Source organism: Streptomyces sp. VTCC 41912 (assembly GCF_045799175.1).
GTDB classification, from domain to species: Bacteria; Actinomycetota; Actinomycetes; order Streptomycetales; family Streptomycetaceae; genus Streptomyces; species Streptomyces albulus_C.
Window position 1 is genome coordinate 197,180 of the sequence record NZ_JBJMAB010000010.1, and the last position, 24,600, is coordinate 221,779.

The window sequence follows — 24,600 nt, forward strand, 5'->3', positions numbered from 1 at the left end:
TTCGACGTGTGTGGCATAGCCGGCTTGGTTGCTTCCCGTTCGCTCGGTGAAGAAGCCTCTGGATGTATTACCTCGATGCTTTCGTCGATCCATCACCGAGGGCCCGACGAGGCCGGCTATTACCTGGACGATGGCGTCGCGATGGGAACGGTCCGACTGGCCATCATCGATCTGGAATCGGGCGCACAGCCCATGTCCGATCCCGGTGAACGTCATTGGATCTGTTTCAACGGGGAACTGTACAACCACGTGGAACTCCGCGAGGAACTCCGGCGACTCGGGCGTCCTTTCGGTACCAAATCGGACACGGAGGTCGTGCTCCAGGCGTGGATCCAATGGGGACCCGAATGCCTCACGCGCTTTAACGGCGCCTTCGCCCTGGCCATCCGTGACAACGAGGCCGGGACGCTCTTCCTGGCCCGCGATCGGTACGGAAAGCGGCCGCTCTTCTACACCGAGCACGACGGCGCCCTGCTCTTCGCCTCGGAGATGAAGGCCTTCGCCGCCTACCCCGGATTCCGGTTCGAGTTCGACGCGCGGGAACTCGCCTCCGTGTACACCTTGTGGGCTCCGCTGCCAGGCCGCACGCCGTTCCAGGGGGTGCGGCAGGTGCCGGCGGGCGGTTTCCTGTCGGTCGAGGGCGGTCGGCACACCGTGACGCACTACGAGGAACTGCGCGTCGACGGGCCGGCGTTCGACGGCGACGAGCGGGAAGCCATCGCGTTCGTACGGGAGACGTTGCGCCGCAGCGTCGAGGTGCGGCTGCGCAGCGACGTCGAGGTGGGCGTGTACCTCAGCGGCGGCCTCGATTCGTCCATCGTCACCAAGCTGGCGACGGAGCAGTCCGCACACGAAGTCCGCACGTTCTCCGTCGAGTTCGCGGACCGGACCTTCGACGAGTCCAGCAGCCAGCAGTTGGTGGCCTCCCACCTCGGCACCCGACACTCCGCCCTGCCCGTCTCCCACCGCGACATCGCCGACTCCTTCGCCGACGCGGTGTGGCACGCCGAGGTGCCCGCCTTCCGGACCTCGTTCGTCCCGATGTACCTGCTGTCCCGGCACGTCCGCGACGCGGGTATCAAGACGGTGCTCAGCGGAGAGGGCGCCGACGAGGCGTTCCTCGGCTACTCGCTCTTCCGCGAGACCATGCTCCGTGAGTCCTGGAACACCCTGTCCGAGGAGGACCGGCTGCGTCGGCTCGCCACCCTGCACCCGGAGCTCGCACATTTCGGTGCCGCCCGCCGGTCCCATCTGCTGGGCCTCTTCCAGCAGTTCAGCGCCGAGCGCACCCCCGGCCTCTTCTCGCACGAACTGCGCTACCAGAACGGAATGTTCGCCACCCGCCTGCTCAAGGACCCCGGCGACCCGTTGGAATCCATGCGGGAACTCGTGGGCGGCACGCCCGGATACCACCGTCTCACCGCCGTGCAGAAAGCGCAGTGGATCGAGTACAAGACACTTCTGGCCGGATACCTCCTGGCGACCCAGGGGGAACGGGCGAGTCTCGCCCACAGCGTCGAGAACCGTGCCCCGTTCCTCGACCCGTCCGTCGTACGCGCCGCGGCCTCGGTGAATCTCCGCTACGACGACGGATCGGACGAGAAGGCCATCCTGAAGAACGCCTTCGCCGACGATCTTCCGCAATGGACGCTCAGCCGGCCCAAACAGCCCTACCGGGCGCCGGGCAGCGCGGTGTTCAAGGAACAACGTCCCGACTGCCTCGAACTGGTGCTCTCCGAGAACGAGCTGCGCCGCATCGACTGCGTCAATCCCGTCTTCGCCGGAAAACTCGTTTCGAAGATCATGCGGGCACCGGTCGAACAGATCAGTACCAAAGAGGACCAGGCGTTCGTGTACCTGCTGTCGACCGCGATCCTCAACCAGCAGTTCGTCCTCGCCGGTCGGGCGACTTCCGCGGGCGCGGCATACGGCCCGAAGCGGGCGCGGATGAATCTGCGAACGACCGTCGACAGGCGGCGCGTTGCCGCCCGGACAGGAGCCGATCGATGAGCCGCCCGATGCCCGACCAGTCCTGTGACGTCGCCGTCATCGGCCTTTCCCTGCGATTTCCCGGCTCCGACACACTCGCCGGTCTCTTCCGCGAGCTGCGTGCCGGTCGGTCGCTCATCTCCGAAGTTCCCGAGCGGCGTTGGCCCAAGGAGCGCTGGTTCGGCGATCCGCGCGGTGGTGCGGAGAAGACCAGGAGCGTCTGGGCCGGTTTCATCGACGACGCCGAATGCTTCGACGCCGCCTTCTTCAACATCTCGCCCCGCGAAGCCGCAACCATGGACCCCCAGCAGCGGCTGACCCTCGAACTGGCGTGGAAGGCCATCGAGGACGCCGGGTACCCGGAGAGCGCGCTGGCCGGCACCAACACGGGCGTCTTCATGGGCGTCTCGCACTCGGACTATGCCGAGATGATGGAACGGGACGGGGCGAAGATCGACGCCTACCTCCCCACCGGCACCGACTTCGCCATCGTGGCGAACCGGGTGTCGTACCACTTCGACCTCCACGGTCCGAGCGTCATCAACGACACGGCCTGCGCCAGCTCCCTCGTCTCCGTCCACCAGGCCGTCGCCGCGCTGCACGGCGGCGAGTGCGACATGGCGTTGGCCGGTGGCGTCAACCTGATCTGGTCGCCCAAGCTGTTCGTCGCCTTCAGCCAGGCGGGCATGCTCTCGCCGACCGGCAGGTCGCACGCGTTCGACAAGGGCGCCGACGGGTTCGTCCGCGGCGAGGGCGGCGCCATGCTGTTGCTCAAGCCGCTGCACCGCGCCGTCGAGGACCGGGACCCGGTCCACGCCGTGATCAAGGCGACCGGCACCAACCACGGCGGCCGGACCAACTCGCTCACCGTCACCAACCCCGCCGCCCAAGCCGACCTCATCGAGGGCGTGTACACCCGCGCGGGCATCCCCGTGGGCAGCGTCGGATACATCGAGGCCCACGGACCAGGCACCCCGGTCGGCGACCCCATCGAAGTGCTCGGCCTGAAGAAGGCATTCGACCGCCTGCACGCGGCCGAGGGCACCCGCCCCGTGCCGGGGACCTGCGGCCTCGGCTCGGTCAAGACCAACATCGGTCACCTGGAGGCGGCCGCCGGGGTGGCGGGCATCGTCAAGGTGATCGGCGCCCTCGCCACCCGGACGCTGCCCGCCACGGTGAACTTCACCCAGCCCAACCGGCTCATCGACCTCGACGGCAGCCCGTTCTACGTCGTGCGCGACACCCAGCCGTGGCAGGCCCCCGGTACCGCCCCGAACGGCGGCGAACTGCCCCGCCGCGCGGGAGTCAGCTCCTTCGGCTTCGGCGGCGCCAACGCGCACTGCCTGCTGGAGGAGCACCTCGCCGACGACCCGCCGGCCGGTACGCGGGACGGACGCGTGGAGGTCTTCCCCCTCTCGGCGCGAACCGAGGACCGCCTGCGCGCGGTCGCCCGTCAACTCCTCGCACACCTCGCCGCTTCCGCCGACGGCGACGCCGCGTCGCTACAGCCCCACCAGGCACTGGCCGACATCGCGTACACCCTGCAGATCGGGCGAGAGGCCATGCAGGTCCGCCGTGTCATCACCGCCACCAGCCATGCCCGGCTGGCCGAGGCGCTGGAGACCCTCCTGCGGGATGACCCGGCCGCCTCCGATGCCCCCGCGGACGGCGGCACGGACGGGGCCGCCACGGCGCCGGACGAGGACCCGGCCGTCCTCCTCGCCGTCGCGCGGGAGTGGCAGGCCGGAGAGGCGGTCGACTGGGAGGCCGGGCGGCAGCGCGCGGGATACCCGCGGGCGCGCCGTGTCCGGTTGCCCACCTACCCCTTCGAGCGCGTGCCGCACTGGTACGTGATACCCGAGGAGAGGCGGGCCACCGCCGTCGGGAGCCGCGACGAGCCGCACCCCCTGGTGCACCGCAACACCTCCGTGCTCGGTCGGCAGCGTTTCACCTCAGTCTTCACCGGCGCCGAACCCTTCCTGGAGGCGCACCGGGTGAATGGCGCTCGCGTCCTGCCCGCCGCGGCGTACGTGGAGATGGTCCGCGAGGCGGTCGGCCGTGCCGTGCAACCCGACGGGCACGGGCAGCGGGCCGCCGTGACCCTGAAGGACATGACGTGGCTGCGCCCGCTGACCGTCGGCGACGAGCCCGTCACGGTGCACGTGGAGCTCTCCCGGAACGAGGACGGTGCCGTCGCCTTCGAGGTACGGCAGGGCGCCACCGCCGGCTCCCCTGACACTGTGCACAGCCGGGGAACGGCCGAGGCACGGGTCCCGGCCGAAGCCCCGGCCGCACTCGACCTCGAAGCGCTGCGGGCCGCCTCCGCGCCCGTGCCGGTCCCCGAGCTGTATGCCCAACTGCGCCGCCAGGGACTGAAGTACGGGCCTGCCATGCGCGGTCTGCGGGAGATCCGGCACGGTGCGCACGGCGTGCTCGCGCGGATCACCGTGCCCGGCGGCCCGGCGCCGCACGACGGTCTGGTGCTGCCCCCGAGTGTGCTCGACGCCGCGTTCCAGGCATCGGTCGCGCTGATGAGGGCCGAGGCGCCGGAGCCGCCGGACGCGGCGGTGATGCCGTTCGTACTGGAACGGATCGAGATCACCGGACCGAGCCCGGCCGAGACATGGGCCTGGGTCAGACGAGCGGGGAGCAGTGGCACGGTGGACAAGTTCGACATCGATCTCGCCGACGGCGAGGGCCGGGTGACGGCTCGGGTCCGTGGACTGCTCCAGAGGCCGGGGGCGCCGCTGCCTGCCGCCTCCGACGGCTCGCACGTCGTCGCGGCCGTCACCGGATGGACACCCGTGCCGCTGCCGGAGGGTACCGGCGAGCCTGACGCCGGTACCGTCGTGCACGCCTACCTCGCCGGGGCCCCGGACTCCGCTGCCACCGGCTTCGCACGGCTGCCCGCAGTGGCGCGCACCAAGGCCGCCGAAGGGGTCGCGGCCGTCACGGACACTGTCTTCGGCGCGCTCGGTGCGGTGCTGAACAGCAGGCCCAGGCAGGACCATCGCTTCGTCGTCCTGGTCGATGACCGTGTGCCGCGGCACTTCCACGCCCCGCTCACCGGCCTGTTCCGGACCGTGGCCCTGGAGAACCCCGCAGTCCGGGGACGGGTCGTCAGGGTGGCCGGGCTCGATGTGGCCGACGCGGAACTGCTGCGGCGCGTGGTGCGCGACGAGGCCGCCGACGCGGTGGCCGACGCAGAGGTCCGCTACACCGCCGACGGCGTACGGCACGTCCGCCGGACCCTGCCGGCAACGGTCGTCGAGGGACCCTCGACACCCCCACTCAAGGACGACGGCGTCTACTGGGTCACCGGCGGCCTCGGTGGCCTGGGACGCCACATCGCCCGGTACTTCGCCCGCCACGATGGCGTCACCGTGGTGCTCAGCGGGCGCTCCGCGTCCGGCTCGGACACCGAGGCCGCCCTGCGCACCCTGCGCGACGAGGGCGTCGACGCGCACAGCCTGCCCGTAGACGTCACCTCGGCGCAGGACGTCGAGCGCGCGGTGAGCGCCATCATGCGCGCTCACGGCTCCCTCGACGGTGTCGTCCACGCGGCCGGTGTGCTCCGGGACGGCTTCGCCCTGCGCAAGAGCCACGAGGACCTGCACACCGTGCTCGGTCCCAAGGTGCGTGGCACCCTGCACCTCGACGCCGCGACCCGCGACTGCGACCTGGACTTCTTCGTCCTGTTCTCCTCCGTCGCCGGGGTCTTCGGCAATCCCGGACAGTCCGACTACGCGGCGGCGAACGCCTTCCTCGACGCCTTCGCCGGGCACCGTCAGGCCCTCGTCGAGGCCGGAGAGCGCACCGGTACCACCCTCGCGGTGAGCTGGCCGCTGTGGGCCGAGGGCGGGATGCGCGTCGACGATCCGACCCGCGCGTCGATGCGCGAGCGGCACGGCTGGGAGCCGCTGCCCACGGAGGCGGGCGTGCGCGCTCTGGGACACGCGCTGACCCACGGCCCCACACACCTCGTGGTGGCCCACGGAGCCGAGGCGAGGCTCACCGACCCGGCGCTCACACCGGTGGCGGCCGCCGGTGCCGGACGCCGGGACGACGCCTCGATTCCCGCCCCGGCGCTGCCCGGGGACGAACCCCGGACGGGGGTCCCGGCGGTCCCCTCGGAGGAGGCTCTTCGGGCGGGCGCGGTGGTGCTCGTGACGAGGCTTCTCGCAGAGGTCCTCCAGTACCGTCCCGACGCCATCGACCCCACCGCGAACCTGGTCGAGTACGGCATCGACTCCCTCGCCATCCTCGACATGACCGCGCGCCTGGAAGGGTTGTTCGGCACGCTGTCCAAGACGCTCTTCTTCGAGTACCTCAACGTCACCGACGTGGCCGGATACTTCGCCGAGGCCCACCGGGACAGGCTCGTGAGCCTCCTCGCCGAACAGGACACGGAACGGGCCCCGGAACAGGACGCGGAGCAGGCACCCGAGCCCACCGCCCCGGCGACGGCCACGAAGCCCACCACGGGCACCGCGACGCCCGTGGCCGCGGCACCGGCCACCGGCCCGGCGGCGATCACCGTCACGGAGCCCGCGAAGCCGTCCGCCGAGGCCGACGGCAGCCGGGACATCGCCATCGTCGGCATCTCCGGCCGCTACCCCGGCGCCGCGACCATGGACGAGCTGTGGCAACTCCTGCGGGACGGGCGGCACTCCTTCGAGGAGGTCCCACGCGAGCGCTGGGACCACGACGCCATCTACAGCCGCGACCGGGCCGAGCCGGGCAAGAGCGTCATCCGCACCGGCACCTTCCTGCGCGACATCGACAAGTTCGACCCCCGGTACTTCCACATCTCCAAGCGCGATGCGGAACAGATGTCGCCCGAGGTCCGCCTCTTCCTCCAACTCGGAGTCGAGGCGCTGGAGGACGCCGGCTACTCGCGGGAGCAGATCCAGCGCCAGTACCAGGGCGACGTCGCGGTGCTCACCGGCACCATGAGCAACCACTACGGCCTCTACGGCTTCCAGAACAGCCTGGTGCGCGGAGCCCCGCAGAGCGGCAGCTACAACGCGACCATGCCCAACATGCTGTCGTACTTCTACGGGCTGACCGGCCCGTCGCTCTTCGTCGACACGATGTGCTCCACGTCGTCGACCTGCGTGCACCAGGCCGTCCAGATGCTGCGGGCCGGCGAGTCCAGGATGGTCGTCGCGGGCGGTGTCAACCTCCTGCTGCATCCGTACAACCTGATCACGTCGTCCCAGGAGCACTTCACGACGGCGACCTCCGACGTCATCCGCAGCTACGGCCTCGGCGTGGACGGGACCATCCTCGGCGAGGGGGCCGGCGTCGTGGTCCTCAAGACCCTCGCCGACGCGGAGCGGGACGGCGACCACATCCACGCGGTCATCAAGGGAACGGCGATCACCAACGCGGGCACCCGCAACGGGTTCACCGTCCCCAGCATGGCCATGCAGACCAGCGCGGTCAGGAAAGCCCTCGACGACGCGGGCGTCGACGCCCGGACCATCAGCTACGTCGAGGGCCACGGATCGGGCACCTCGCTCGGCGACCCCATCGAGGTCAAGGCGCTGGGCGACGCCTTCCGGGCGTCCACGGCCGACACCGGCTTCTGCGCCCTCGGTTCCGTCAAGTCGAACATGGGCCACCTCCTCGCGGCGGCGGGCGTAGCCGGCATCACCAAGGTCGTCCTGCAGATGCGCGAGGGCCAGCTCGCGCCCTCGCTGCACAGCGACGAGACCAACCCGGACATCCCGTTCGGCGACACGCCTTTCCACGTGCAGCGCCGGCTCACCGACTGGCGCAGGCCGACCACGCTCGTGGCCGGCGGTCTGGTCGAGCACCCCCGGCGGGCCGGGGTCACCTCGATCGGAGCGGGAGGCATGAACTCCCACCTGGTGCTGGAGGAGTACACCCCCGCCCCCGTCCCGGCACACGACGGCGGTCACGAACTCTTCGTCTTCTCGGCGATGACCGACGAAGCCCTGGAGAGCTACCTGCTGCGCTTCCGCGACTTCGTCGCCACGCGCTCCGACGACGACCTCCCCGCCATCGCCTTCACCCTGCGCGTCGGCAAGAACGAACTGCCGCGCCGCTGGGCGTTCTTGGCGAAGGACTGCCAGGGCGTCCTCGCAGCCGTCGAACGCTACCTCGCGGGAGACCGCGACACCGCTGCCGCCCTTGCCGGGGACGGTCCGCAGGCCGAGCAGGCGCGGGAGACCGCCCTCGACTGGACCCGCGGCCACAAGACCGACTGGAGTGTGCTCGACGGAGACCGCAGGCCCCGGCGCCTGCCGCTGCCCGCCTACCCCTTCGCTCGGGTGAGCTGCTGGGTCGAGGAGGACCCGGCCGCGCCCTCGGTCGTCGCGCCGCTGGTGTTCCGCCGCGCGCTGCATCCGTTCCTCGGCGAGAACGAGTCGGACCTCGGCGGTCTGCGCTACGGCACGGACCTGCGCCTGGACGACCTCGTCGATTACGGTCACCTGCGCGACAAGCGGCGCGCGGTCGTGCCGACGTTCGCCGTCGACTCGGCCCTCGCCTGCGCACGCGTCTCCGGCTTCGCGGCCGGTGCCCGGATCCGTGATCTGCGCACCGTGGGCCGCGTCGACTGGGAGAAGGCGTCCCGGCTGGTCACCACGTTCGCCGCCGCCGAGGGCCGCGGGTACGGCACTGTCTTCACGCAGGACGACACGGGAGCCCGTACCGCGATCGCCGAGTTCACCGCGCACGCCGGTGACGACGCCGGCACGGCGGACCGGTGGGCCGGTACCGCGCCGGGCGCCGGTGATCTCTCCCGTGAAGCCGTCGCCGTACTCACCCAGGAGCAGTTCCTCGCGGAGCTGGCCGAAGGCGGCATCGAGCGGCAGCCGATGTCCGAAGGCGTGCGGGCGGCCTACTGGCTGCCGGACGGATGCCTCGCGCTCGACGTCACCCAGCCGGACTTCCAGCAGAACCACGTCAAGCGGAACGTCTCGATCGAGCCCGCCGTCCTCGCGGCCGTCGCGCACGGCGCGCAGCTCGTGGCGAAGCGAGCGGGCACGGCGAGGTGGGCGAGCCTGATACCGCACCGCATCGGCGAGGCCGCCGTGGCGCATCCCCCGATCGCCGATGTGGCACGCGTCGTCCTCGACCTCCTCCCCGGCGACGGCGGACTCGGCGGACGCGTCCTGCTGCTGTCCGGCGCCGGCCGCCTCGTCGGCGAGCTGACCGACGTGTGGTGGGGCGACGAGGATGCCGACCTGCCCGGACGTCGGACCGAGCGGCGTACCATCCCGTACTCCTCGGCTCCGCCGCGCACATCCGTCTCCGTACCGGTGAGCGCGCCGTCGCCCGCCCCCGCAGGCGCGTCCGCGTCCCTCGTCGAGGCCACCGCGGCCACCGCGGCCACGGAGGCAGCCGCCTCCGGTGCGGGAGCGGTCGGGTTCGCCGCCGGTGAGCTGCGGGTGATCGCGGCCGGCATCCTCGGGTTCGAGCCTGAGGAGATCGAACCCACCACGGGCTTCTACGCCTTCGGGTTCGACTCGATCTCGCTCGTCACCCTCGCCGGGCGCGTGAGCGAACGGTTCGGCGTGCAGGTCAGTCCGGCCCTCTTCTTCGAACTGGACACACTCGACGCCCTGGCACGACACCTGGTGGCGGAGTTCGGCGACCGGATACCCACCAACCACCCCAGGCCCCCGGCCCCTCCCGCCGCGCCGACGACCGGCACCGCGCCCCCACACCCCGTCGGCGCGCAGAAGCAGACGGCCGATGCGACCACGGCCGCGCCGGAGCGCTCGCCCGAGGCCCGGAGGGCGGCGCCGGCTCCCGTCACTGGGGCAACCGGCCCCCGGGACACCGCCGACGGCTCACCGATGCCCGTCGCCGTCGTCGGCGCGGCCGGACGCTTCCCCGGTGCCCGCAACCTCGACGAGTACTGGGCGAACCTGGTCGCGGGCGTGGACTCCGTGGGCACGTTCCCGCTGCACCGTTACGACGACACGTACCGGGCGATCGCCGAGGACGCCGACTTCCCGCACCACGCGGGAGTCCTGGAGGACGTGGACGCCTTCGACGCGGGTTTCTTCCGCATCTACCCGCGCGAGGCCGAACTCCTGGACCCCCAGCACCGCCTGGCCCTGGAGACCGTCTGGAACGCGCTGGAGGACAGCGCGTACCGCCCCGTCGACCTGCCGGTCGACACCGGCGTGTTCCTCGGCGTCTCGGGCACCGACTACGCCACGCTGCTGAGCGCCCACGGCATCGAGCCGGACGTGTTCACAGCGACCGGCAACGCGCATTCCATGCTCGCCAACCGCCTCTCCTACGTACTGGACGTACGAGGGCCGAGCGAGCCGGTCGACACGGCCTGCTCCAGCTCCCTGGTCGCCGTCCACCGCGCGCTGGAGGCCATCCGCTCGGGCGCCTGCCGCATGGCCGTGGCGGGCGGGGTGAACCTGCTGCTCAGCACGGACACCTTCGTCAGCGCCCACAAGGCGGGCATGCTCAGCCCCGACGGACGGTGCAAGACCTTCTCCAGCGAGGCGAACGGATACGTGCGGGGCGAGGGCGTCGCGGCGGTCGTCCTCAAACCCCTCGCCGACGCCGAACGCGACGGCGACGCCATCCTCGGGGTACTGCTCGGCAGTGCCGAGAACCACGGAGGTCGGGCCCACTCGCTGACCGCGCCCAACGCCGACGCCCAGGCCGACCTCGTCGCGGCGGCCGTCGGCGGCACCGACCCGGACACCATCGGATACATCGAGACGCACGGCACCGGGACGGCACTCGGCGACCCCGTCGAAGTGCGTTCCCTGCGCTCGGCGTTCCGGCGCCTCGGCGCGAGCGGCGACGGCGCCTGCGGCCTGGGCTCCGTCAAGTCGAACATCGGTCACCTGGAGGCCGCCGCCGGGATGGCCGGGCTGCTCAAGGTGCTGCTCGCCATGCGGCACGGCGTGCTGCCGGCCACGCTCCACTGCGGCGAGATCAACCCGTTCATCGAGCTGGACGGCGGACCCTTCCACATCGTGCGGGAGAACGAGATCTGGCAGCGGCCCACCGGCCGCGACGGCGCCGCGGCCCCGCGCCGCGCGGGCGTCAGCAGCTTCGGCTTCGGCGGCTCCAACTGCCACCTCGTCGTGGAGGAGTACCCGGACCCGGACACCGGCCGGGCCGACCAGGGCCCGGCCGCGGGCGCGGTCGTCGTCCCGCTCTCCGCGCGTACGGAGGACCGCCTGCGCGACATCGCGCGCAACCTTCTCGCCCGGCTGCGGGACGAGCGCCACACTCCGCTTCCGCTCACCGCCCTCGCCTGGACCCTCCAGGCCGGACGGGAGGCGATGGCGGAACGCGTGGGATGGGTGGTGGAGTCCCACGAACGGCTCGCGCAGGCCCTCGACGCGTTCGTCACCGACGGCCACGTCGTCGAGGGCGGCGCGCGGGGAAGCGTCGAACTGCCCGCCGACGGCGGTGCGCGACGCCACGCCGGCGCCGGCGCATCCGCCACCCCCGCGACGGAGCGGACGGCCGGGTACGACGACCTCCGGCAGGTCCTGCTGGACTGGACCCGCGGCGCCGACCCCGACTGGCGGACACTGCACGGAGCGCGCACGCCGAAGCGTGCGCACCTCCCGGGGTACCCCTTCGCCCGCGATCGCCACTGGATTCCCGGCCACCCGCCGCGCCGCATCTCGGCCCCTGCCGCCGGGCGGGCCCCGGCCGTGCCGACGACCTCGGACACCGGCTCCGGCACCCCCGCCATGAGCACCCAGGCCATGGAGACCACCCTGCTCGTGCCCCGGTGGACGCCTCGGCCCCGCACGGCGGCTGAGTGCGCGACTGCCCCGGCACGGCGCCTGGTCATCCTCCTGGAGGAAGCCCAGGCCGCCCGGGACGCCCTCGTCCAGGACCCCGACGTGCGCTGTGTGACCGTCAGTTCGCCCAAGGAACGCCTCGACGGGTGGTTCCGCGACGTGACGCGCCAGTGCCTGGGCGCCGTCCGGGAGGCGGCGGCCGACGAACGCCCGGGCAGGACCCTCGTACAGGCGGTCGTCCCGGCCGCCGGACGGGGCGGCACCGCGTTCGCCCTCGCCGGGTTCATGCGGACCGCGATGCTCGAAGCGTCCCACTTGACCTGCCAGGTCATCGGGTTCGACGAACCTGGCAAGGGCGGCGCGCTCGGTGCCGTCCTGGCCGCGGAGGCGGGCGCCGGCGACGACCTGGTGCTCCACCGCGACGGCGAGCGCCTGGTCCGTACGTGGGAGGTCGCCCGGGCGGCGCAGCCCACCGCGGACGGCCCGCTGCGCCCCGACGGCGTGTACCTGATCACAGGCGGGACCGGAGGAGTCGGTTCCGTCGTCGCGCGCTGGATCGCCGAGCGCGCCGAGCGGTCCACCGTCGTCCTGGCGGGCCGCTCGCCGCGGAGTGCCGCGACCGACGCCCTCCTCGACGGCCTGCGGGCCGCCGGCGCCACCGTCCGCCACGCGCGGGCCGACATCTCCCGATGGGAGGAGACCCGCCGTCTCGTAGCGGGTGTCCGCGCCGAGTTCGGCCGGATCGACGGCGTGTTCCACGCGGCCGGTGTGCTCCGGGATTCCGCGCTGACCACCAAGACCGACCAGGAGTGGGAGGACGTCCTCGAACCCAAGAGTGACGGCCTGGTCAACCTCGACCACGCGCTCGGTGACGCGCCGCTCGACTTCCTGATCACCTTCTCCTCCGGGGCCGCGGTCACGGGAAACCCCGGCCAGTGCGACTACGCCACCGCGAACGCCTTCCTCGACGAGTTCGCCGAACTGCGCAACGCGCGGGTCGCGGCCGGGGAACGCCAGGGACGAACCCTGTCGGTGGCCTGGCCGCTGTGGGCGGACGGCGGGATGCCGGTGTCGCCCGCGGCCCTCGCCCACCTGTGGCGGAGCCGCGGCCTCGCCCCCATGCCCGCCTCCGACGGAATCGCCGCGCTGTCCCGCGCGTGGCAGCTGGGCGAGGACCGGGTGTGGGTGCACCACGGCCGGCCGTCCCCGCCACCCGCCACGCCGGGCCAGGAGGCTGCCGGCACCGCGCCGACCGCCTCCCGCGAGCGCGACGCCGCGGACGGCCTGCGCCATCTCGTCACGCTCTTCGCCCGGGTGACGAAGACCGCCGTGGACACCATCGACGTGGACCGGCCGCTCGGCGAGACCGGCCTCGACTCGATCATGGTCGTTCAGCTGAACCGGGAACTCGCGCTGGCCTTCGGTGACGTGCCGAAGACCCTCTTCTACGACCTGCCCACCCTGCGGAAGATAGCGGAGCGGCTCGCGTCCCTCGGCGCGGACGCCGCGCGGCCCACCGAGCCCGCTCCCGGACCGGCCGCGCCGGAGCGGCGGAGCGCCGCGGCCTCCGTCCCGCTGGTGCGCGAGCCCATCGCGGTCATCGGCATGAGCGGGCGCTACCCGCAGGCGGACAACCTCGACGCGTTCTGGACGAACCTGCGGGAAGGGCGGGACTGCATCCGCGAAGTGCCCGCCGACCGCTGGCCGTTGACCGGCTTCTACGAGCCCGACCGGCGCAAGGCCGTCGCCTCCGGACTCAGCTACAGCAAATGGGGCGGATTTCTCGACGACCACGCCGCGTTCGACCCGTTGTTCTTCCAGATCGCCCCGCGCGACGCCTACGTCATGGACCCGCAGGAGCGGCTCTTCCTCCAAGCGGCGCACGAGGTGATGGAGGACGCCGGATACACCCGTGAGACGCTGGGCCGCCGCCACGGCAGGCGCGTCGGGGTCTTCGCCGGCGTCACCAAGAGCGGCCACATCCGCCACGGCGCCGCCCGGCTGCCCTCGGGTGAGACGGTCGTACCCGCGCTGTCGTTCGCGTCGCTCAGCTCCCGCACGTCGTACCAGCTGGATCTCAACGGTCCCAGCATGACCATCGACACGATGTGCTCGGCATCGCTGACCGCGGTGCACGAGGCGTGCGAGAACATCCACCGGGGCGCCTGCGACATGGCCATCGCCGGTGGCGTCAACCTCTACCTCCACCCGCTGGACTACATCGAGCTGTGCCACTCGGGCATGCTGTCCCAGGACCAGCACTGCCGGAGCTTCGGCTCCGGCGGCCACGGGTTCGTGCCGGGCGAGGGAGTGGGCTGCGTCCTGCTGAAGCCCCTGTCCATGGCCGAGGCCGACGGCGACCGCATCCTCGCGGTCATCCGTGGCACGAGCGTCAACCACGGCGGCCGCTCCAACGGCTACACCGTGCCGCGCTCCGGCGCCCAGGCGGAACTGATCCGCGAGGCCCTGGACCGCGCCGGGGTGTCCGCGCGCGACATCGGCTACGTCGAGGCCCACGGCACCGGCACCGAACTGGGCGACCCCATCGAGATCCAGGGGCTGACGACCGCCTTCGAACAGGACACCGCCGACAAGCAGTTCTGCGCGATCGGGTCGGCGAAGTCGGCCATCGGGCACCTGGAGGCCGCGGCCGGCATCGCCGGACTCACCAAGGCGGTCCTCCAGCTTCGGCATCGGCAGTTCGCGCCCACCCTGCACACCGGGGAACTCAACCCGAACATCGCGTTCGACCGCACCCCCTTCTTCGTTCAGCGCGAGGCGGCGCCCTGGCACTTCGACGGTCGGCCCCGGATCACCTCCGTCTCCTCCTTCGGAGCCGGCGGGGCCAACGCCCACGTGATCGTCGAGGAGTACACACCGCTACAGACCGAGGAGCACCTTCCCGCGATGACCCAGGCCTCCGCCAACGGCTCCGAGCAGCTCGTCGTCCTGTCGGCGCGTACCTCGGGGCAGCTCACCGCCGTCGCCGCACGGCTGGCCGAGCACGTCGCCCGCACCGACGACGACCTCGCCGACCTCGCCTACAGCCTCCAGACCGGCCGGGAGCCCATGAGCGAACGGCTGGCCGTCGTCGTCGCCTCGAAGGGCGAACTCCTCGACGCCCTGGACGACTTCCTCACCGGAGCCGGACCGGACCATGACGGCGCGGTCCTCCACCGCGGCACCACCACGGGCGGTGCGGCGGGCCTGCTCGCAGAACTGGCCGACGACGACGTGCGCGAGCTGCTGGCCGAACGGTGGGCCCGGTCCGGAAAGCTGACGAAGCTGGCCGCGGTGTGGGTCCAGGGCCTGGACGCCGACTGGCGGTTGCTGCACGAGGGGAGCGTCCGCCGCCGGGTAGCTCTCCCCACCTACCCGTTCGCCAAGGACAGGTACTGGATCGGGGATCTCGCCCCCGTCTCCGCGGAGAGCGGCGGGGCGGGCCCGGCCGCGCACGCTCAGGAGCCTGTGGCCGCGCCCGTCGCACCGGCCGGGCGGCCGACGGCGGAGACCGAGGCCGAGACCGAGGGCACGCGGTCGCCCGCGGCCGGGCTCCGGGCCGAAAGGGCCGGCGAGTCCCCGTCGGCCCCGGAGACGCGGACCCCTGCCCCGGCGCGGGTCGCGCCGAGGAGCGCGCGCACGGCGGCCCCCGCCGCGCTCGACACGGAGGTCCCGCGTGTTGTCCGTGCCGTTCTGGCGCGGGCGCTGGCCATGCCGGACACCGACATCGCCGACACGTCCGCCTTCGCCGACTACGGACTCGACTCCATCCTCGCGGTACGGGTCGCGCACGAACTCGGCGAGGCGCTGTCACTCGACCTGGACACGGGTGTCCTGTTCGACCACAGCTCGGCCCGACGCCTGTCCGACCACCTGCTGACGGCCCACCGCGACTCCATCGTGCTGCCCCGTCCGGCTGAGGACTGCGAACTCCCGGCAGCCGAGGCACCGGTCACCGCACGGCCCCAGGCCACGGCAACGGACCGCGGAACGTCGCCGTCCCAGGCGCACGAAGGCCACGAGGCGCAGCAGGCCCACACGACCGAGGCGCCTGCGCCGTACCCCGCGCCCGCGCCCGCCTCCCGGTCCGTCGCCCGCCCGCCCGTCGCGGTCATCGGCATGAGCGGCCGGTTCGCCGGCTCGGACTCCCTCGACGCCCTGTGGGAACACCTGGCCGACGGGGACGACCTGATCACCCCCGCGACCCGCTGGGACACGGCCGCCTCGGGCGACGCCACGATCGCGCCCCGCGGCGGATTCCTGGACCGGATCGACGAGTTCGACTCGCTGTTCTTCAACATCTCGGGCGTCGAAGCGCGCGGCATGGACCCGCAGCAGCGCCTCCTCCTGGAAGAGACGTGGAAGGCCCTTGAGGACGCGGGGTACCCGGCCCGCGCGATGGACGAACGGCGATGCGGCGTCTACGTCGGCTGCTGGGCCGGCGACTACCCCGGAGGCGAAGGCGAGTCCGCGCCCGTGCAAGGGCTGTGGGGCACCATGGGCTCCGTCATCCCGGGCCGGATCTCCTACTTCCTCAACCTGCGCGGACCGGCCCTCGCCGTCGACACCTCCTGCTCCAGCTCCCTGGTGGCGATCGACCTCGCCTGCAAGGACCTGTGGTCGGGCGAAACGTCCATGGCGCTCGCGGGCGGTGTGTTCGTGCAGTCGACACCGCGCCTGTACGACCTCGCTGGCCGCGCCGGCATGCTGTCGCCATCGGGCCGCTGCCACACCTTCGACGACCGTGCCGACGGCTTCGTGCCCGGCGAGGGGGTAGGCGTCCTCGTACTCAAACGCCTTGACGACGCCCTCGCCGACGGCGACCACATCCACGGTGTCATCAGGGGTTCCGGCATCAACCACGACGGCGCCACCAACGGCCTCACGGCCCCGAGTTCCCTCTCACAGGAACGCCTGCTGCGCGAGGTGTACGACACCTTCGGCGTGGACGCCCGGCGCATCGGCATGGTCGAGGCACACGGCACGGGCACCCGGCTCGGCGACCCGATCGAGTTCGGTGCCCTCACCCGCGCGTTCCGCGTCGGCACCGACGACACGGAGTTCTGCGCGCTCGGATCGGTGAAGACCAACCTCGGGCACACGCAGTTCGCGGCCGGGATCGCCGGAGTGCTCAAAGTGCTCCTCGCGTTCCGGCACCGGAGCATCCCGGCCTCGCTCCACTTCGCGTCACCCAACAAGGCCATCGACCTCGGCAACAGTCCCTTCTACGTGAACACGCGCACCCTGCCGTGGGAGACACCCGCCGGGGTGCCGCGCCGCGGCGTGGTAAGCGCGTTCGGCGCCAGCGGCACCAACGCCCACCTCGTCCTGGAGGAGGCACCTCGGCCCACCCGCGCCCTGCGCGAACCGCGCCCGGCCCACCTGGTCGTACTGTCGGCCCACTCGCGCGAACAGCTCACCGAGCAGGTGCGGCGCCTCGCGGCACACTGCCGCGCCCACCCGCACCAGGACACCGGGGACATCGCCTGGACGCTGATGGCGGGACGGGAACACTTCCGGTACCGCTTCGCCTGCGTCGTCCGGGACCACGACGACCTGCTCCGCGTGCTCGACGCCGGAACCGGCGGACCCCGTGCCGTCATCGGCGACGCCGGTGCGGGCCGCGCGGCGGAGGCTGCGGGCGGAACGGAGCAGGAGTCCCCGCGCAGGCTCGCCGGCCCCGTGGACCCCCACACCCTGCGCGCGGAACTGGAGGCGCTGGCGGACCTGTTCGCCGGTGGCGCCGAACTGGACTACGAGGCCGCCTTCGCCCCCGGATCCCACCGCCGGGTACCGCTGCCCACCTACCCGTTCGCCCGCGTCCGCCACTGGGCCGGTGCGGAACTCCCCGCCGGGACTCCCGCCGCATCCGGCGACACCGCCCAGGACGCCGCCGCACCGAGCGGAACCGGCCGGGCCCCGGCTGCGACCGACGGGCAGCGGACCCGCCTCACCCTCGGCGACTTCCGGCGGTTCCTGGACGACCACGTGGTCCAGGGGCGCCATGTCCTGCCCGGTGTCGTCTACCTCGAAATGGCCAGGGAGGCGGCGGCGCGCTTCCTCGGCGCGGAACCGGACGCGGCCGTGCGCCTGCGCAACGTCACCTGGGTACGGCCGATCTCGGCCGACGGCACCCAAGCGGACCAAATGGACCAGGCGATGGGCGACATCGAGCTGTGGGTGCGTCGTGCGCCCGGCGGCGCTGCCTTCGAGTTCCGTTCGGCCGGTGCCGAGGACGCGGTCTTCTGCGAGGGCCGGGCCACCTCGACCGACGCGCCCCGCCCGCCGAGGACCGACCTGCCCGGACTGCGCCGCGACTGTGCCACCACGGTGGCAGGCGAACGCGTCCACGAGGCGCTGGTGGAACGCGGTATCGACCACGGCCCCGCGCTGCGCGCCCTCCACGAGGCACACGTCGGTCCCGGCACGGTGCTGGCGGAGCTGCGGACGCCCGATGCGGCGCCGGCGCCCGCGGTCCCCTTCCTGCTGCACCCCTCGCTGCTCGATTCGGCCATCCAGGCATCGGCAGCCCTGAACATGGCGGGCGACGGCATGCCGCAGGGCACCGCCGTGCCCTTCGCGCTCGAACAGCTCGACGTCTTCGCCGAGTGCGCACCGGCCATGTGGGCCGTCGTCCGCACCGCGGACGACCCGGCGGTGGACAGCCCGCTCAGCCGCCTCGACATCGACCTGGTCGACGACGCCGGAGAGGTGTGCGTGCGGATGACCGGCTACACCGCCCGCCAGGTCACGCAGGCGCCGCCGTCGCTCTTCGCACCCGTCTGGGACGCCCTCCCGGTACAGGACCTCACCGCGTCCTCTCCCGAACACGACGACCACGTCCTGGTCGTCGGCGGCGACGCCGAACAGCTCTCCCGGATCACCGGCCGCTGCGCTCGTACCACGGCGTGGCATCTGCCGCCCACCGCGTCCGTTGACGAGGTGGCCGGGGCGCTGCGCGCCATGGACCCGGTCGATCACCTGGTGTGGGCGGCCCCCAAGACCGCTCCCGCGGCGATGGACGCGGCCGGCCTCCTCGGTGCGCAGACCGACGGTGTGTACGCGGCCTTCCGCATGATCAAGGGACTGCTGCGCGCCGAGTACGACCGTAGGCCGCTCGGCATCACCCTGGTCACCCGATGGGCTCTCGCCACCCACCCCGCCGAGCCGGCCTCGCCCGCCCACGCCGGGCTGCACGGGCTGTTCGGCTCGCTCGCCCAGGAGTACCCGAACTGGACCGTGCGGCGCGCCGACCTGGCGGACGACCCCTGGCCCGAGGACCTCGTAGCCCTGCCGGTACCTGACCGGGCGGACTCCTGGGTCCACCGCGGCGGCCAGTGGCTGACCCGGCGCTGGGCGCCCTGCGACGTCGAGGGGACCCGCCCGGCCGGCTACCGCGAAGGCGGCGTCTACGTCGTGATCGGCGGGGCCGGCGGTCTCGGCGCCGCCTGGACCCGGCATGTCGTCGAGCACTTCGGCGCCCACGTCGTCTGGATCGGGCGCAGCCCGCGCGACGCGTCCGTGGATGCCGCCCTCGCGTCCGTCCGGGGCCGGGGCAGCGTCCACTACGTGCGGGGTGACGCGTCCGACCGCGCCTCGCTGCAGGACGCGTACGACCGCGTCAGCGCCGAGTTCCCGCGAGTCCACGGTGTCGTGCACGCGGCCCTCGTCCTGCGCGACCAGAGCTTCGCCACCATGGACGAGGAGACCATGCGCGCCAGCCTCGCCGCGAAGGTCGACGCCGTCGTCACCACGGCCGAGGTCTTCGGCGCAGAGGACCTGGACTTCGCCCTGTTCTTCTCCTCCGTCCAGTCCTTCGCCACGACCGCCGGACAGGGCAACTACGCGGCGGGCAGCGCCTTCCTCGACGCCTACGCGCGCCTGCTGGACCGGCACTGGAACTGCCCGGTGAAGGTGATGAACTGGGGTTGGTGGGGAAGCCAGGGCAGCGTCTCGTCGGCGTACTACCGCCGTCGTATGCGTCAGGCCGGCCTCGTCTCCATCGAGGCCCCCGAGGCGATGGCGGCCCTCGACGTACTGCTCGGCGGACCGTACGGCCAGATGGCGTTCGTCAAGCTCACCGGGACGGACGCGCTGACCGCCGCCGAACCGTCGGTGCGTGCGGCCCTGCGCCCACCCGCCGCCGAGCGCGTGCCTGTCCACGCGCTCACCGGGCACGGGACGCCGCGCGCGGAACGGGAGGTGCTCGGCTCCGTCGCCGCATGGCGCGAGAACGAGCGCGACCCCATGCTGGGCCGCGTCCTGCGGGCGCACCTCGTGGCCCTCGGCGCGCTCGACCCCGAGGAGCGGGTCCGCGGGGACGTCTCCGCCACCGCGGCCGAGGCGGACGCCGGTGTGCGTTGCCGACGTGCGGGCATCCCGGAACGCTACCGGCCCTGGCTGCGCCAGGCGCTGCGGGTCGTCCCGGACACCGCGCCGCCGCTGCGGACGGTGGAGCGCGAGTGGGACGAACGGCGGCGCGCCTGGTCCTTGGACGCGGGCGTCAAGGCCGAACTGGAGCTGGTGGACGCGACGTTGCGGGAGCTGCCCGGCATTCTGACCGGTGTCAGGCGCCCCACTGACGTCATGTTCCCCCGAGGCTCCTTCGGGCTCGTGGAGGGCTGCTATCGCGACAACCCGGTCGCGGACGCCTACAACCGGGCCGTGCAGGACACGGTCGTCCGCCTGGTCACCGAGTGGCTGAGCCAGGACCGGGGAGCGAAGATCCGCATCCTGGAGATCGGTGCGGGCACCGGAGGCACCAGCGTCGGCCTGTTCCGGGCGCTGAAGCCCTTCGAGGACAGCATCGAAACGTACCTGTACACCGACCTGTCCAAGGCGTTCCTCAACAACGCCCGCGCCACGCACGGGCCCCACGTGCCCTACCTGGACTGCGCGCAGTTCGACGTCGAGCGGCCGCTGGCCGGCCAGGGCATCGAGGAGGGCGGCTTCGACATCGTCGTCGCCGCGAACGTCCTGCACGCCACCGCGAACATCCGCCGCACGCTGCGCAATGCCAAGGCCGCCCTGCGCGACGGCGGTTGGCTGGTGCTGAACGAGCTGTCGCAGTTCGACGTCTTCAGCCATCTCACCTTCGGTCTGCTGGAGGGCTGGTGGCTGTCCGAGGACACCGCGCTGCGCATCCCCGGTTCGCCCGCGCTCTCTCCCGACGGCTGGCGTGAGGTCCTGCGCGGAGAGGGATTCGCCACCGTCGCGTCCGTGCTGCCCCAGGCAGCCGAACTCGGCCAGCAGATCATCGCCGCGGAGAGCGACGGCACCGCGCGCCAGACGGTCCCCGGACGGACCCCCCGGCCACACGTCGCACCGGCCTCGTCGTCCGGTGCCGTGACGGTCTCCCCGACGGACACCGCGACTCCGGCTGACGTGCCCGACCCCGCCGCGACGCCGCGTACCGTCGTGATCCCCGGCAACGCCGCGCCCGGCGAGGCCCCGCCACCGCAGACGCCGCCGACCGTTCCGGCGGAGCGGGTACCTGCCGGGCGCGAGCCTGCCCGGCGCGTCCAGGCCGAGCCGGACCCGGCCGGGCCCAAAACCGCCGAGGCCCTCACCCGCCACCTGAGCGCAATGGCGGCCCAGGTACTGGGCATCCCGGCGGAGCGGATCGATCCCGCGGTCCCGCTCACGTCCTACGGCCTGGACTCGTTGCTCGTCCTGCAACTGACCCACCTGATCCGCGCCGACCTCGGTGACGACGTGTCGTCCACGCTGCTGTTCGAGGTCGAGTCGGTGGACGGCCTGGTGGCGCACTTCCTGGCCCGACGCGCCGACGCGGTCGACGCCCTCGTGGCGCCCCAGGCAGCCGCGGGCAGCGGCGAACGCTGGCCCCTGTCCCGCAGCCAGAGCAGGCTGTGGCACGGACACACGGGCCAGCCGGACGCCCCCACCTACAACACCCCCCTCCTGTTCGAGATACACGGCGCCTTCGACGAGAAAGCGCTGGAACAGGCGTGCCGCACGCAGCCGCGACGCCACCCGATGCTCGCAGCGGTCTTCCGCAAGGAGGACGGCGTGCCCCAGATGGAGATCGACCGGACGCGTGAGATGTCCTTCGAGACCGTGCTCGTCACGGCCGCCTCGCGGGACGAACAGCTCGACGAGCTGAGGGAGTTGGTCAACCGCCCGTTCGACCTGGAGGCCGGACCCCTGGCGCGGGCGCACCGCGTCACACTCGACTCCGGGTCCGGCGCCCCGCGGCACCTGCTGCTCGTCACGGTCCACCACGTCGTCATGGACGGAACCTCCGCCGCGCTCCTCGTCCAGTCGCTGAAGGACGCCTACACCGCGGCGCTGCACGCCCAGGAGCCCCCCGCCCCTGACCCGGACGAGACCACCTTCGCCGACTTCGTGGCCTGGGAGGCCGCCCTCCTCAACAGCCCCAAGGCCGAGCGGCACCGCGCCTACTGGCTGAGTGAACTGCGCGGCGCCCGCGGCGATCTCGCGCTGCCCCGTGACCACCGGGACACCGCCGGGCTCGCCCCCCGCACCAGCTTCGTCCTCGTCAAACTGACCCCGGACGTCACGGATGCCTTCGTCGCACGAGCCCGCGCGCACCAGTCCAGCGTCGCCACGCTCTTCCTCGCCACGTACACGGTCTACCTGCACGCTCTGACCGGTCAGTCGGACCTCGTCGTCGGTTTCACCACGGCGGCCCGCTACGAGGAACGGTTCAAGAACGTGATCGGCCAGTTCATCAACTTCCTGCCGATCCGGTCCACGCTGAGCGGCGAGGAGGACTTCAGCGCCTTTGTCAGCCGCGCCGGGCGGGCCGTCGTCCAGGGCATCGACCACGGCGCCTACCCCCTGCTGGAGATCGAGCGGGCGCTGTCCGAGGAGGAGAGCCGCCCGGTGACCCCTCTGCTCACCACCAACCTCATCTTCCAGAACTTCAACGGGGCGTCCGTGTTCACCGGGGCCGGCGGCGCCGGGGCCGGCGGCGCCGAGGCCGGCCCGCTCGACCTCAGGCCCTTCGACGACCTGCCGGACTGCGGCGAGATGCCGGTCACGATCGAGATCTACCAAGGGCCGGACGGCTACAAGCTGTTCTTCAAGTACGACGCGCACGCCTTCGAGGCGTCCACCGCACAGTCCATGGCGGACGAACTGGGCCGCGTCATCGAACACGTCGCGCACACGGCCGACTTCCGGATCGGCGATCAGCCGTGGCGCCACGCGGACCACGCTCCGGTGGACGCCGACGCCGACGCCGCCGCCGCCGACGAACCGCGCGAAGGGGACGAGCACGCATGACAGGCGCCAAGGACGAGCAGCTGCCGGCGATGATCCTGCCGGCGCTGCGCGGCGACTGCCGGGCGGTCCAGACGTACGCGTACGTGCCCGGACCACCCCTGCGTTGCCCGGTCCTCTCCCTCGTCGGAACCGACGACCCCCAGGCCACGACCGACGAGGTCGGCGCCTGGGCCGGGCGTACCGACGGCCCATTCACCCTGCGGGTGTGCGACGGCGGCCACTTCCACCTCGACACCCACACCGACGAGATCGCGGACGTGATCCGCAGCACCACGGGAGGCATGTCATGAGCCGAAGAGAACATGTGGTCCACGTCGGCTTCGCCGACCAGGACGTCTCCCACATCGACTTCGACAGCTACGACGTCACCCTGCTGCTGGACGCGTACAACCACTCGCTCATGCCGCAGCACACGCGGGACCGCTTCGCGCGCATCGGCATCATCGACACCCCCCACCGGATCAACGTCGAGGACTACGACCTGTCGATCGGCCAGATGATCGACCACGTCAGCGAGTTCGCGCGGGACCTCGGCGCGCCCCGAGCCATCGTCGGCCTGTACGAGCACACCGTGCTGCCCGCCGCCCGGCTGCGTGAGGCGTTCGGCCTGCCGGGAACCGACGTACGCACCGCTCTCCTCACCCGCGACAAGGTCCTCATGAAGGAGGCCCTGCGCGAGGTGGTGCGGGTGCCGCGGTACTGGAGCGTGGGGAGTGGCACGACGGAGGCCGAGCTGACGGAGATCGCGGCGGCGCTGCCGGGGAAGGTCGTGCTCAAGCCGAAGTGCCAGGCGGCGAGTTTCGGCGTGGAGATATTCGACGACGCCCAGAGCTTTCTGCGGCACGTGCGGGACCGGGGCATCGAGGACGGACACCATGTCGAGGAGTTCGTCGAGGGAGACGTGTGCCACTTCGACGGGTTCGTGCGCGACGGCGAGATCCGGTTCCTCCACGCCTCCCGCTACCTCGGCGACTGCTTCAGCTTCCAGTACCGCCGGGAAGGTCTCGCCTCCGTAGCCCTGGACGACCCGGACGAGGTGGCGGTGATCCGCGACTTCACCCAGCGGGTGCTGAACACCCTCGGGCTGCGCGACAGCGCCTTCCACCTGGAGGCGTTCCGCACGCCGGAGGGCGGACTCGTCTTCCTGGAGATCGCGGGCCGGTTCGGCGGCGGCTACATCCGGCGCCACTTCGAGGTGGCCTATGAACTCGACCTCATCCGGGAGTCCATCGCGGCCTGCATGAACCTGCCCTCCGCCGTGGACAGGCCCCTCACCAACCTCGACCTGCGCGATGCCGGACGGGGCGTCGCGGGCTGGGTGCACCCGGCGCTGCGGGAGGAGGCCAGATGCAGGGTGACCGAGGTCAGGGGCCCCGACACCTATCCCGCCTCGGTGATCCTCGCCGAGACGCCCGAGGTCGGCACCGTCTTCAACGACGCTCCTGGCCTCTTCGTCGGCAGTGGCCTGTTCATCCTCGCGGGGGAGAGCACCGCGCAGATCGAGCAGGACGCCAGGACGATCATGAACGCGTACGACGTCGAGGTCGAGGTCCTCCCGGAACCGGAGCGGTGA

At 72.2% G+C, this 24,600-nt stretch carries 4 protein-coding genes; all 4 read left to right on the top strand.

Annotation, left to right across the window (positions count from 1 at the left end; translation table 11 throughout):
• The first annotated feature begins 6 nt into the window (after nt 1–6).
• The 4 genes from asnB to ACJ6WD_RS17655 are packed head-to-tail and all read left to right on the top strand — an operon-like array spanning nt 7 to nt 24,600.
• Nucleotides 7–2,010, top strand: coding sequence for an asparagine synthase (glutamine-hydrolyzing) (gene asnB / locus ACJ6WD_RS17640; RefSeq protein ID WP_407616130.1), 2,004 nt, complete (start codon nt 7–9; stop codon nt 2,008–2,010).
• Nucleotides 2,007–23,027, top strand: coding sequence for an SDR family NAD(P)-dependent oxidoreductase (locus ACJ6WD_RS17645; RefSeq protein ID WP_407616131.1), 21,021 nt, complete (start codon nt 2,007–2,009; stop codon nt 23,025–23,027). Before asnB ends, ACJ6WD_RS17645 begins: the two co-directional genes overlap by 4 nt.
• Nucleotides 23,024–23,317, top strand: a complete 294-nt coding sequence (locus tag ACJ6WD_RS17650; RefSeq protein WP_331247025.1) for a thioesterase domain-containing protein — start codon at nt 23,024–23,026, stop codon at nt 23,315–23,317. The genes ACJ6WD_RS17645 and ACJ6WD_RS17650 overlap by 4 nt, the downstream gene beginning before the upstream one ends.
• The gene (locus ACJ6WD_RS17655) at nt 23,314–24,600 is read left to right on the top strand and encodes a hypothetical protein (protein WP_331247026.1); all 1,287 of its coding nucleotides are present in this window, start codon (nt 23,314–23,316) and stop codon (nt 24,598–24,600) included. Before ACJ6WD_RS17650 ends, ACJ6WD_RS17655 begins: the two co-directional genes overlap by 4 nt.